The organism is Mesorhizobium sp. M2D.F.Ca.ET.226.01.1.1 (assembly GCF_004022705.2).
In the GTDB taxonomy this organism is placed as follows: domain Bacteria; phylum Pseudomonadota; class Alphaproteobacteria; order Rhizobiales; family Rhizobiaceae; genus Mesorhizobium.
The window spans coordinates 19,484-31,967 of sequence record NZ_RZOY02000022.1; the positions used below are offsets into that span (position 1 = coordinate 19,484).

The 12,484-nt window shown below is 59.2% G+C and carries 9 protein-coding genes and 3 pseudogenes; 3 read left to right on the forward strand and 9 right to left on the reverse strand.

What is annotated here, in order from left to right:
- Positions 1-1,175 (reverse strand): beta-ketoacyl-[acyl-carrier-protein] synthase family protein (locus EN869_RS31780; RefSeq protein WP_135916121.1); only part of this gene is annotated, 1,175 nt, incomplete at its 3' end.
- Positions 1,176-1,457: an acyl carrier protein gene (locus tag EN869_RS31785; protein ID WP_029356603.1), complete on the reverse strand. Its 282-nt coding sequence runs from the start codon at positions 1,455-1,457 to the stop codon at positions 1,176-1,178. It abuts the gene before it with no gap.
- 436 nt (positions 1,458-1,893) lie between these two features.
- Here EN869_RS31785 and EN869_RS35705 point away from each other — a divergent pair.
- Positions 1,894-2,231: pseudogene (locus EN869_RS35705) on the forward strand (LysR family transcriptional regulator); the annotation flags it as partial.
- Between the two features lie 442 nt (positions 2,232-2,673).
- Here EN869_RS35705 and EN869_RS31790 read toward each other — a convergent pair.
- Positions 2,674-3,896, reverse strand: a pseudogene (locus EN869_RS31790) (IS110 family transposase).
- Between the two features lie 258 nt (positions 3,897-4,154).
- Here EN869_RS31790 and EN869_RS35305 point away from each other — a divergent pair.
- Positions 4,155-4,360 (forward strand): annotated as a pseudogene (locus EN869_RS35305) (integrase core domain-containing protein); the annotation flags it as partial.
- 238 nt (positions 4,361-4,598) lie between these two features.
- The gene (locus EN869_RS31795; RefSeq protein ID WP_063170390.1) at positions 4,599-5,516 is read left to right on the forward strand and encodes a LysR family transcriptional regulator; all 918 of its coding nucleotides are present in this window, start codon (positions 4,599-4,601) and stop codon (positions 5,514-5,516) included.
- 48 nt (positions 5,517-5,564) lie between these two features.
- Here EN869_RS31795 and EN869_RS31800 read toward each other — a convergent pair whose 3' ends face one another.
- The 6 genes from EN869_RS31800 to nodI all read right to left on the reverse strand — a co-directional run bounded on the left by EN869_RS31800 (position 5,565) and on the right by nodI (position 12,303).
- Positions 5,565-6,368 carry a TIM barrel protein gene (locus EN869_RS31800; protein WP_029356612.1) on the reverse strand — a complete coding sequence of 268 codons (804 nt, stop codon included), beginning with the start codon at positions 6,366-6,368 and terminating at the stop codon, positions 5,565-5,567.
- A 164-nt stretch (positions 6,369-6,532) separates the two neighbouring features.
- Positions 6,533-7,594: a LacI family DNA-binding transcriptional regulator gene (locus tag EN869_RS31805; protein WP_126097315.1), complete on the reverse strand. Its 1,062-nt coding sequence runs from the start codon at positions 7,592-7,594 to the stop codon at positions 6,533-6,535.
- A 275-nt stretch (positions 7,595-7,869) separates the two neighbouring features.
- Entirely contained in the window at positions 7,870-9,153 is a 1,284-nt protein-coding gene (locus EN869_RS31810; protein ID WP_210326678.1) for a dicarboxylate/amino acid:cation symporter, read from the reverse strand.
- Between the two features lie 392 nt (positions 9,154-9,545).
- Positions 9,546-10,307, reverse strand: coding sequence for a sulfotransferase (locus EN869_RS31815; protein ID WP_024505871.1), 762 nt, complete (start codon positions 10,305-10,307; stop codon positions 9,546-9,548).
- Between the two features lie 289 nt (positions 10,308-10,596).
- A complete protein-coding gene (locus EN869_RS31820; RefSeq protein WP_029356621.1) occupies positions 10,597-11,385 on the reverse strand; it encodes an ABC transporter permease in 789 nt (262 codons plus the stop codon).
- Positions 11,386-11,388: 3 nt separating this feature from the next.
- Positions 11,389-12,303, reverse strand: a complete 915-nt coding sequence (nodI, locus tag EN869_RS31825) for a nodulation factor ABC transporter ATP-binding protein NodI (RefSeq protein WP_024505873.1) — start codon at positions 12,301-12,303, stop codon at positions 11,389-11,391.
- Positions 12,304-12,484 lie beyond the last annotated feature (181 nt).

The following is a 12,484-nucleotide window of genomic DNA, read 5'->3' on the forward strand; positions in this document are numbered from 1 at the left end:
CCGCCCATGGCGAAGGCGTTGCTCATGGCGACGCGCACCTTGCGCTCGCGCGGCACATTGGGTGTGATGTCGAGGTCGCAAGCGGGATCTGGCTCGCGATAGTTGGCGGTCGGCGGCACGACGTCCTCTTGGATTGCCATCACGCAGGCGATCATTTCAAGCGCGCTCGCTGCGCCGAGGCAATGCGCGTGCGTGGACTTGGTGGAAGAGATGGACATCGAATAAGCGTGGTTTCCAAACACACGCTTGATCGCCGCCGTTTCAGTCTGATCATTGCTCTTGGTACCGGTGCCGTGCGCGTTGAGGTAGTCGACGTCCTCGGCATTCAGCCCGGCATCGGCAAGGCAGGCGCGCATCGCCGACGCTGGCCCCTCGACAGATGGCGCGGCGATGTGAAAGGCATCGGCGGAAAGGCCGACGCCGGCGATCTCGGCAAGAATTGTGGCACCACGCCTCGTGGCATGCTCGTAGCTTTCCAGCACGGCCATGCCCGCACCCTCGCCCAGCACCAGGCCCTTCCTATCGGCGGAGAAGGGCCGGCAGGTATCGGGTGAAAGCACGCGCATTGCTTCCCATGCTTTCAGCACGCCCCATGCGAACGGCGCGTCGCTGCCCCCGGAAACCATTACGTCGGCCCGGCCCAGCTTGATCTGATCCACCGCCGAGGCGATCGCATGGTTGGCCGAGGCACATGCGGAGGTCACCCCGAACACCGGCCCGCGCAAGCCGAGGCGCAAGCTCACCTGGCCGGCGGCGGCGCTTGGCATCGTTTTGGGTACAGCGAGGATGCCAACTCGCCTCGCGCCGTCCAAAAGGAGGGCCCGGTAAGTTTCCTCCATTACATCCCAGCCCAAGCCGCCGACGCCCACTGTAGCGCCGAAGCGATGGGCATTCCCTTCGTCGCAGGAAAGTCCGGCCTGCCGCATGGCTTCGCGCGCTGCAAGCACGGCGAGCAAGCTGAAGCGGTCCATGGAGATGAGATGCCCCCGGTTGATGTCGTGCTGGGGCAGCGCCTTGATCTCAGCGCCGGTCATGCCCTCCAGGTCATGAAGCTCGGAATTGGCGAGCGGGCCGATGGCGGAGCGGCCTTCGCGCATCTCTTTCCACATAGAGGCGGCGTCAGTGCCCAGTCCGCACAGGCCGCCCACTCCGGTGATAACGACGCGCCTGTCCATTCAAGCCTCCTTCGCAAGCAAGCCGCGGACGGCTTCCACGACGTCGCCGACATTCTTGAGATTGGACCAGGCATCGGCCGTGTTCATGTCGATCTTGATGCCGTAGGCCTGCTCCACATCCCAGAGGACGTCCGCCAAACCCAGCGAATCGAACCCGAGCGCGTCCAGTTCCGTGGCGATTGTTATCTCGCCGACGAATGACGCAGGCATTCCCTCACCGCTCTCCGACTCGGCGCGTTTCTTGATCAGGGCAATGACGTCCGTTGCGAATTGATCGGCCATTCTGTTTCCTGTCTTTCTTTCCCGCGTTTCGACCTGGACGCGGCTCAGTTCCTGAGGCGCGCCGCGTCGCGAAAGCCACGACGCTTGTGCGTCTGACAAAGCCCAATGCTCATAAAGCCGGATCAGGTCCGGCCGGTGTGTGGCGTAGGTGCAGTATGACGATGTGAGCCGCTACACCGTGCGCGTCTCCCAGTCTGTCCATAGGCTCGGAAGAAGTCGGACAGTTTGACATGGCCGGTCAGTTGCAACTCCCTTTCCCAGCACTCCACTGCCCGGTAGAGCGCATGAAAATCTCCTTTCGGGCGGTTTCTTAAGACGCTCGCCACGCTATGAGGCAGTGGGGCATCGGTGTGCGTCAGGTGCTTCTGCCCATGCAGGATTCCAGAACATTGATGAAATCGTTTGTTTCGATGAAAGGCATCCACACTTTGGATAGTTGACCACGCGTTTCAAAGGTCGTGAACTACATCTCCTCGTTGTGCTCGACGCACTCCCGACAGAGCGCAACCTCATGGGCGCGGCATGCAGGATTAACCGAGCCCAGCCGGTCATGAGTGCGGCCGGCGCTCGGCTGCTCGATTATTTGCGCGATGAGCTCGCGACCATGTCCGCGGAGGTATTCAAACTTAACGCTGCGTCCGGGAGCTCTTGCCCTCCAGTTCGCGACGCTCTCCCGCCCATCCAGTGCTCGTTTATTTCGTCGGATAGTTTGACCCGGCTCTACCGAATCGCCGCTTCAGGATCATTCTTTCCGATTTCGTCACGCTCGTATTTCTGCCGCGTCCTACACCGATTGGGCGCGAACAAAACTGAGCGCCTTGGAACCCGAACCCGTGCGTCGTGACCGGGAGCATCCGGGGCGAACTCATCCGCTCGGGGGCATCGCATCACCGGACGGCGACAGGCACGGTCGACCGGCATCTCGGCATCGGCTGGGAATTCGTCCATGGTCTGCATTGGCGACGCTTCCTGAGGCCACGTAGCCCTTATGCCAAGCTGGGCGCCCGGGTCGAGCGCGTAATGACGACAATTGCTTCGCTACAGGTCAAACGCTTTCCGGGCCACCTGCAAAGTCTTCACCCGGCCGTACAGCGCCCAAGACCACTGATGTGATCGACAAGAGCCTTTTTGATAAATCTGCGCTATTCTCCTGTCGCGCACGGACGACCGCGTGGCGAAGAGCAGGGTCCGAGATGAGAGCCCTGCCGCGCAGCTTCTATCGTCGCGCCTCGTTTGCGGCATCCGTGCCTACCCTCTTCGGACCTCGTGGGTTCCAACCGGCGACGAGGCGTGCATAGGCGCCCTCGGCCTGCTCCACCCAGCGGCGCTCTTCTTCCCGGTGGCTCTTTATGTTGTAGGCGTGCGCTCCCTTTTGGCCGCGCACAGCCTTGCTCCCGGCCTTGAGTTCCACATCGCGCAAGCTTCTTGGCATGCAGGGAGGGTCGAGCCCACGCGTAACTCTCGCCCTTCTCAACAGATGCCAGATCACGACAGAGAGTTTGCGTGCGGTTGCCACGGCCGCGACATGCTGTCCGCGCCGGGCTCGCACGCCGCAGGGAGAAGGCTCGCAACGGTCCGGGAGCACGAGCGGCCGCCCAGGCCGCCTCGACGAGCATGCCGCGCGCATGACCACGGCCTTGCTTGGTGATCCGCCCATGGTAGGCCGGACCTGGCCGGACTGCCGGACGCTTGGGTTCAACCCGAGATAGTCACGAGCTTCTGCGGATCGTCGAAGCGCGACACGTCGCCGATCGCCGCCTTCATCGCCAGCGCGACGGTGATGTCGACGCCGGGAATGGTCATCAGCCGCTTCACGCCTTCATCCTCGAGAGCCGAGCGGACAAGATCGCGTTCGATGACCTGGAGGTCTTCGCCCAATCGGTCGAACTCGCGCAGATGCCCATCGATCGCGAGGCGCTCGTCCTGCGGTACGACCTGCTCGATTAACCAGGTCCGACCCTTGGCGCCGCACAGGTCGGCATGCGGGCAGGACGGGATCAGGTGGCTATGAAGGATCGACTGGATGACGCTCTTCAATCGAGATCTCTGTCGGACAATCTGATTGCGCCGTGTCACCTGTCGACGCAGAGCCTGCGTCGGCTCGTCCGCAATCCAGACTTCTGGCAAGAAGCCGCTGGCATAGAGCTGCGCAAGAACGTCGGCGTCGATCGTCGTTTTGATCTTGGCATAGGCAACGATAAACACCTGTTTCGGGTTGGCGATCCCCACCTTCTTCACATGCGGCGCAACCACAGCTGCAGCGGACGTCGCGTTGCCGGTGGCCTCGATCACCCCGACATCGTTCGGCGACAGCTTCGCGGCGAACGCCGCCAGCAGATCGCGCCGCATGTCGACGCGGCCGAGTCGCCTGAACCTGCCCTCCTCCCATGCCACTGCTTCGGCGAAGGCGCGGTGAATATCCAGTCCGATGATAAGCATGCCCGTTCCTCCTTCTTGGCTCGGTCAAAGACGGGAGCTGGCGGGCAACACGACATCTACTGATCCGCGCTCGCAGCGCATCCGGGAAAGTCGCGAGGGGCGGCCATGTAACGAGCTCGGGCTCTCAGCCCACGGTCTATTGACGGCCTGCCTGCACCTTTGTGCTCCCGGTGCCCCACGTCCCGGATGGGCTCACCATAAGGGCGTTCCAAAACAAGAACAGCAGGACGAAAAGGCACCACAGATCACATACCGGATAGCGGCAAGGCCAAGCGCTTCGTTCAGACAGGCTTGCGCCAATGGGCTTAGGCCGAGCCTACAACAGCTCTCAAAAACGCTGCCGGACTGCTGCATTGGCTTCGCCGATACAATTGGCACAGGCCTCACGGCAGCTTAGGATCAAACCGCCCATCAGTCGCCTCGGACTGGAAGGGTGCACCCTATTAGGTTCCACGCCTAGCTAGGTCGGGGCCGCCGAAGACGCTGGTTGATAGCCCGGCGCCATCGGCCCGGCGTTTCAAACTGCCAATCTCTGACCTGCACAGTACGAACGATTGCTCGCTTCGGCAGATCACGCGGCTCATATGTCGGACCTTTACGTCATCCATCATAAACTTTTTGCGACAAAAGATTGCAAGAATGCTAAATTGTTAAAGTCGTTTGTTTCGGTTAAAGGCATCCATCCCATGGATGGCTGATGACATGCGTTTCAAAGGACTTGATCTAAATCTCCTCGTTGTGCTCGACGCACTCCTGACGGAGCGTAATCTCTCGGCGGCGGCACGCAGGATCAACCTGAGTCAGCCCGCCATGAGTGCGGCCGTCGCCCGACTGCGCGATTATTTCCGCGATGAACTGTTTACGATAAGAGGTCGCGAACGATTTCTAACCCCGCGTGCGGCAGCATTTGCCCCCGCAGTTCGCGACGCTCTCCAGCACATCCAGTGCTCGATTATTTCTTCGGATCCGTTTGACCCAGCTCGAGCCGATCGCCTCTTCAGGATCATTCTTTCCGATTTCGTCACGCTCGTGTTTTTCGAAAAGCTTGTGGAGCGTATTTCACGGGAAGCCCCCGCCGTCAGCTTCGAACTGCTGCCTGTCGACGATAGCCCCGATGAGCTTCTCCGGCGCGGTGACGTCGATTTTCTAATTCTACCGGATATGTTCACGTCGAGTGTGCATTCAAGCGTTGCGCTGTTTGACGAGAAGCTCGTGTGCGTAGGCTGTCCCACAAACAAGCAGCTGCCACAGCAGCTTACATTCGAGAGATACATGTCGATGAGGCACGTCGCGGTCAGGTTCGGGCGTACGATGAAGCCGTCTATCGAGGAATGGTTTTTGCTTGAGCATGGCCTTAAGAGACGTGTCGAGGTCGCCGTGCAGGGCTTCAGCATGATTCCACCTATGGTGTCCGGCACAGCTCGTATAGCGACCATGCCCTTACGGCTGGTCAGGCATTTCGAAAAAACGTTCCCCCTGCGGGTTATCGAACTTCCGCTGCCATTTCCCACATTCACCGAGACCCTCCAATGGCCGGCCCTCCACAATAGCGATCCGGCAAGCATCTGGATGCGGGAGATAATGATACAGGAGGCATCTCGGATGGCTGCCCCGCTGTGAACCCACGGAAAATTCAGGCGCACCTATAGTCACTACTCCTGTCACCATCTACTCTGACGACAATAGCCCTCGCCGGATAAAGTCGATGCTGGCGGCAAGTGCGCCTGCGAGATCGTCCAGAGAATGGACTTCCTCGACCAGCTCGAACGAGAAAGGTCCCGCGTAGCCGCCATCCAGCAGCGCCTGAATCTGGCTGCCATTGTCGGAACCTGCAAGAAAGCGATCGGGGTAAATCCAGAAGGTCGGGTCGTTTACGCTTGAAATGTGCACCAGGCCGGTAAGCTCGCAGAACAGGCATGTCTCCCCGGCCAGGGTGTGGTGGAACGTGTCGTGCACGAGGCGAAAGACGGACTGGCCATCAACCGCGGCAACGGCCTCGGCCGCTTCCTTCTTTGATCGAAGCGAGCAGGTTCGGAAACCCAGCGGCTCGATGAGACCGATCAGACCCCGCGACTGGAGGATTGGCTTGATCTCGTTTAGAGCGAAACGAAGATTGTCCTGGCGCTCGCTATTGGTGGGCCACGAGCTGCGGTTGGCCGGCACCAACACGAGCGTCTCCGCCCCGCACGCCGTCGCATAATCGGCGAGGTTGCTTGCCTCGGCCTGACGCGTTGGAGTCCAGTCGTTGAACCGCTGCAAGGCGTTGACAGAGATGATCGTGACGCCCGCTTCGGTAGCGGCAAACCGAACGTCCGCAGCCGGAATGCCGCGTGCGACAGGATTGCTGAAATGAGGGTAACGGATTTGGACGTCGGTCAGGCCTTGGTCACGGGCAAGCGCGAAAAGCGCACTGACGTCAAGGCGGGGCGCCGCCATGTGATCGAGTGCAAAGCGGGGCGATACCTGGCGCATTGCTTGACTTTCCTTCCATGAAGCGCGGCTGCCATTTCGGCATCCGGCTTCTTTCAAGACGGAACCACGCCGGTTCACAGATCGGACAGAGACGGCCGAGTCAATCGAGCTTTCCTTTCATCGGTGAAAGGAAAATGGGCGCTCATGATAGAAATCCATCAAGGTCAAATATTTTCCGGAAGATAAATGTCGAACGGCAGAAATGTCTGCCCCGGGCTCTCCGCGACGCCGGCTTTGATGGCCCGCTCCATTGCCATTATCAGCTCCTGGCAAAGTCGGCGCATTGGCGTGCCGACCGCCATCGTCAAGATGTCATCCGCAAGCGCCCCACGTGACTGCGGCGTCATTTCACTCACGATCGCGACGAGATCCTGACCGCTCCCCTCTTCTCGGAGCGCGGAAATTGCTCCCTCTATACCCCCGCCGGCCATATAGAAGCCGACGAGCTCTGGTTCCCGCTGCATAAGATCCAGCAATTTTTCGTAAGTGAGCTGCCGTTCATCAAGGTTCACGAGCGGATCAAGCACCTCGAATTTGGGCGCGTTCTCACGAAAATAGGCACGAAAGGCCGTTTCCCGCGTCGCATGCGCCTGGAAGCGATGGCTTCCGACAAACACCGCCACCTTGCCGGGCCGTTTTGCGGCCTTGGAAAACACCCAAGCGGCAGTCCGTCCGACCTTGCTGTTGTTGAGGCCGATGTAGCCCTCGCGCACGCCATCGGCGAAGTCGGATAACAGCGAAAATACCGGGATACCTTTCGCCTTGAGCTCCTCGACTGATGCTGTGATTTTCGGGTGATCGGCCGCCACCATGGCGATCGCCTGGCAGCGGCTTCCAAGGTCCTTAAGAAGCGGGAGCAGGTCACGCGGCAAATGTGACTGCGCGAACTCGATGATCGGAAGGCCGTGGAAGGATTTAGCCATACTGACCGACTCTTCGATCTTGCGAGCGAAATCTTGGTAAAAATCGTGGGCAGGTTTTCTCAAGATGAAGCCCAGCTTGTAGTGCGGCAGGTGCTGCTGCAAGCGCTGTTTGATGAGACCGGCAGCATGATAGCCGATCGCGTGCGCGGCCGCATGGACCCGCTGGGCGGTCTCCTCTCGCACCGGAAGGCGGACGTTCAGAACCCGATCGACTGTTGCTACGCTGACTCCGGCTTCGCGGGCGAGATCGGCAATTGTGACGCGCTTTCCCCTAGCGATTCTGATCGGCCGGTCCTCCGTCATCCGGTGCGATCCCGCGACGGCTTGGGGCGGCAAGCTGAAATAGTTCCCCCACCCCGCGGATAGCGCATTCGACGAACAGCGCTCCATGCGCACCCAGATGAGTCTCCGTGAACCGTTCGTTTGCTTAGGGGCTTCATGGTGTTGTATTACTCACTGCGTTAGTACTCTATTTCCAGCGCTCTTTGGAGGCTGGCAATTCGACTGTTGTGTCAAGGCCGCTACTTACACGTCGCGCTGTTGCGATCTTGCTTGCGGGGAGCCAGTTTGATGTAACCCTAACCGCGGAAAGCGGTTTCCATCCGTGACTGGTCCAATTCGCCTTCCCAGCGAGCGACAACGAGCGATGCCACCGCATTACCGACTAAATTCGTCAGCGCGCGGCATTCCGACATGAAGCGGTCCACGCCAAGAATTAGAGCCATTCCGGCAACGGGAACACTCGGCACGACAGAGAGAGTAGCGGCCAATGTGATGAAGCCGGCGCCGGTGACGCCTGCCGCACCCTTCGAGGAAAGCATCGCAATTAGCAGCAGGAGGATCTGATCGGCAATTGACAAATCTGTGTTCGTCGCCTGGGCGATGAAGAGGGCGGCGATCGTCATGTAGATATTGGTACCGTCCAGATTGAATGAGTATCCAGTAGGGATGACGAGACTTACGACCGAACGGGCGGCGCCGGCCTTCTCCATCTTCTCCATTAGCGAGGGCAGCGCGGCCTCCGAGGAGGACGTTGCCAGGACAAGCAGCAGCTCGTCCTTGATGTAGCGGACGAGAGAAAAGATCGAGAAGCCGTTGTAGCGGCAGACCGCGCCGAGAACCCCGAACACGAAGAGGAAGGCGGTAAGATAGAACGTCGCGACCAGTATCGCGAGGTTGGCCACCGAACCGATTCCGTATTTGCCGATCGTAAAGGCCATTGCGCCGAAGGCGCCGATGGGTGCAGCCTTCATCAGAATGCCGACGAGCTTAAAAATGGGGGCGGTAAGCGCCTGGAGAAAGGTAACGACCGGCCTGCTCGTCTCTCCGGTCATCGCCAAAGCAATGCCGAACAGGACCGAGAAGAACAGGACTTGCAGGATGTCGCCTTCCGCGAAGGCACTGGCAATCGTTGACGGGATGATGTTCATCAGGAAGCTGGTCACGGACTGCTCGTGAGCCGTGGCCACATAGCCCTTAACGGCTTGGACATCGAGCGAGGCCGGATCGATGTTGAGGCCAGCGCCAGGTTGAACGATATTCGCGACAATCAGTCCGACAACGAGTGCAAGTGTCGAGAAGGTGAGGAAATAAACCATCGCCTTGGCGGCAACTCGGCCGACCTTCTGCAGATCGCTCATGCCGGCAATGCCGGTCGCAATTGTCAGGAAGATGACAGGTGCGATAATCATCTTGACGACTTTGATGAAGGCATCGCCGAGCGGCTTCAGGCTCTGGCCGGTTTCCGGATAGAGGTAGCCAATTGCGGCTCCCAGGACTATGGCGGCAAGCACCTGCACGTAGGTCCGGGCAAAATGGGGCTTGCGGGGCGCTGCGATCGCGCGGGGGACTCTTGGAACCAACACCGTTTCTCTCTCCCTGACCGGATCGGGGTGGGGGCTCCTCCTTCTCCCATGCTGCGCTCCGGTCGAGCGCTGCTGTCATCTCGGAGCAAGCGCCGTGCCAACTGGAGGCCTGTCCCGTCCAGCGAGATTGGTGCGGGTTGCGCACTGGAACCCTCCACCTTTGCCGGAATTTGCACTCAAGGCTCGCCAAAGATCGCGTCTGAAGAAGTGCTTCGCCAGAGAGGGAATTGACCAGGTCGCCTTGCGGCCGTGTCTTTGATGTCTGCCGCAGATCGACTGCCGGCCGATATCTCTGTCGTCTTGGTGACTTTGGTTTGTCAGTTTTGCGACGGAATGCGCGCAAACTGCAGGATATCCTACACGCCCATCAGAGCACGCGGTACAAGCGATTAAGCGTAGGAGCGCATTGAATCTCCGAGGTCAAAAAATCTTGAATAAGGTCCGCGTGCGAAGTGAATCCGCAACTCGTCAAAGTTCTCCACCGTTTGATCAAGCGGTCGCGTTTCCTGGCGCTGCAAGATGGCGTTATCTGATGGCTCAAGCGCTGGAACGCCCAGGAAATCCCAAACCGCTCCCAAGCATTGGGCAGGTTCGTGAAGTAGGCTCTCGTATTCCATTACAAGCAGGTTGGTCGACGTGAAGGAGTCCATAACGCGAGCGTGAAAATCGTCGGCGGCTTTGAAATAAGCCTCACAGTCGGCGATTGACAACCTGACGCTCGGTGGCCGAGCGGTATCGTTGTCCGAGCTGAACTTCAGCCACTGACCGCTTTCCCTGGCCTGCACAAAGGATCGGAGCGATTCCAATACGTTTCGGCGAACAACGAGGATGACCTTGAGTGCTGGCCAACGAGCTAATTCCGCAAAGAATGCTGGACGCTCGCGAAACTGAGGTTCATTGATCTTGCAGCCAAGATGCGTCACATTCTTGTAGTCGCGCATAGGGCAGCGCACATAGGCAAGCTCAAGAAGCTCGCGATCCGTGCCTAGCAGGCGATCCGTGCTGGGCCAATTGGGATCATATTCGTTTAGCAACTCACCGTTACTCAGAACGGTCGGATGCTCGTTTAGCAATTCTTCTAAATAGTGTGTTCCGGTCCTTGGCATAGCAAGGATCACAAAAGGCTCAGGAGTTGGTTCGTTGTGGGTCATTGCATGTGTATCCAACTAAATAATGGCCGCGACGGTCTGGGGACGCGCACAAGAAGCTTGGCTGCTATCGCTTGAACGCTCCGGGTGGGTCCGCGCGCCTCACCACCCAGCCTGTACTCCGAGGTGTGGTCGCGAAGATGGGCGCGTGCCTGCAGCGGCTGGGTGGCGCCCGGCTTCGGCGTTGTTGTACCACTCGCGATTCCTGGCACACGCATGCCTCCGGGCCGCTGGGGGCAGTTTGCAATCCGGCATTGCGGACCTCCTTCTCGTTGATGGGCGTAGGTAAGCGTCAACGCATTAGTCGTCGATGAAACAGTCCAGCCGACAGAAAAAAAGGCAATACAGCGAACATGCAAAGTGCGCCTATATGCAGCCCTACATTGTCGCCCAGGCGGCCGAGCATCACCGGACGGATTAGATCGATAGAATTCGCCAGCGGCGAGAAGGCCGCAATCTGCTGAAACACTCCTGGCAATTGGCCGACTGGAAAAACCGCGCCCGAAAGGAACAGCATGGGTGTGATGACAAGCGTCTGATAGAAAATAAAATAGTGATAACTGGGCGCGAGCGCGATGACGAGCATGGCCAGGCTCGCAAAGGCGAACCCGGTGAGAGCGATGACCGGCAGCACGTAGAGAACCGACGTCCACGCGGCATAACCTAGCGCGGCGGCAACAATCGCAATTGTCGTACCGGCCAGAAAGGCCTTTGTGGCTGCCCAGGTCAATTCACCGAGAACGATGTCGCCGAGGGTAAGTTGTGTGTGCAGGATTGCTTCCCAAGTGCCCTGATCGCGCATTCGACCGAAAACCGCGTAAATTGTTTCGAAGGTTGATGCTGTCATCGCGCTCGTCGCAACCATGCCGGCTGCCAGAAAGGCGATGTAGGATGCACCTTCGATGCGGCCTACCAACAGTCCAAGGCCAGTGCCGAGCCCGAAAAGGTAAATCATCGGATCAGCAAGGGTGCCGAGCATTGAAGCAAATGCCACCTTCTTCCATGCCAGATGATTGCGGCGCCACACCGCGATCCAGTTCCAGGCGTTGGCGGGTAGAGCGGCCGCAAAACGTTCACCCATTGCTCACTTCTCCATCTCACGTCCGGTTAACCTCAAGAAAACGTCCTCCAGACTGGGTGGACGCTCTAGAATACGCAGACCCGCTCGACCGCGAAGCTGGATGCGCACATCCTCCGGCTCAGGCGCATAGCAAAAGAGCGTCTCGCCGCTTACCTCGACACGCTGAACGTACGGTCTGATCAGCGAAATCAGCTCCTGTGGATTGCCGCCGAAGATCTCGATCACGTTGCACCCAATGTACTCGTCGATCAGCGCATGAGGACTGCCCTCGGCGATCTTGCGTCCCCGCTCGAGAACACACAGCCGATCACAAAGCCGCTCAGCCTCTTCCATGAAATGGGTGGTCAAAATGATCGTTTTTCCGCTCGCCAGCAGGAAACGAAGTCGCTCCCAGATCAGATGGCGGGCATGCGGGTCGAGGCCGGTCGTGGGCTCATCCATCACAAGCAACTGGGGGTCGTTGATCAGAGCACGTGCCAGCGTCAGGCGCCGCTTCATCCCGCCGGATAGCAGGCCGACACGTGAATCCGCCTTGCTCTCAAGGCGAGCGAACTCGAGGAGCCGTGGGATGACGGCGTTGATCTCTCTTGTACTCATGCCGAAGTAGCGCCCGAACACCAACAGGTTCTCGCGTACCGTAAATTCCAGGTCGAGATTGTCGAACTGCGGGACCACGCCTATGCCCTTGCGGGCCAAGCGGCTGCGTGCCGGCACTGGTAGACCGAGGACTGTTATATCACCCGCGTCAGGCCGGGTCATACCGAGGAGCATACGCGCAATCGTGCTCTTGCCTGCGCCGTTCGGCCCCAGCAGACCGAAGCACTCTCCCGATGCAACGGTGAAGGACAGCCCGTCCACAACGAGCTTGTTTCCGAATAATTTGGTTACGCCGGTAAGGTCGATTGCTACATTGGACATGCGTCTATCTCAAGCGGAATGAGTCCGATTGGCCACCGGCAGCTTACTTGCGAATTCTGGTTCAGAGCAGGCCACCGCCTTGAGATGGCACCTTTGGAAAGTCGCGGCCGGAGCGACGCGTGTATCGCTTCCGCCAAAGAATAACGTCAAGATGCCACGTGTCGCTTCCAGATAGTTCCCG

Excerpts from the sequence above, each read along its gene's own strand:
- EN869_RS31785 (WP_029356603.1), bottom strand. The coding sequence starts at position 1,457 with ATGGCCGATCAATTCGCAACGGACGTCATTGCCCTGATCAAGAAACGC.
- EN869_RS31795 (WP_063170390.1), top strand. The coding sequence starts at position 4,599 with ATGCGTTTCAAAGGACTTGATCTAAATCTCCTCGTTGTGCTCGACGCA.
- EN869_RS31800 (WP_029356612.1), bottom strand. The coding sequence starts at position 6,368 with ATGCGCCAGGTATCGCCCCGCTTTGCACTCGATCACATGGCGGCGCCC.
- EN869_RS31805 (WP_126097315.1), bottom strand. The coding sequence starts at position 7,594 with ATGACGGAGGACCGGCCGATCAGAATCGCTAGGGGAAAGCGCGTCACA.
- EN869_RS31815 (WP_024505871.1), bottom strand. The coding sequence starts at position 10,307 with ATGACCCACAACGAACCAACTCCTGAGCCTTTTGTGATCCTTGCTATG.
- EN869_RS31820 (WP_029356621.1), bottom strand. The coding sequence starts at position 11,385 with ATGGGTGAACGTTTTGCGGCCGCTCTACCCGCCAACGCCTGGAACTGG.
- nodI (WP_024505873.1), bottom strand. The coding sequence starts at position 12,303 with ATGTCCAATGTAGCAATCGACCTTACCGGCGTAACCAAATTATTCGGA.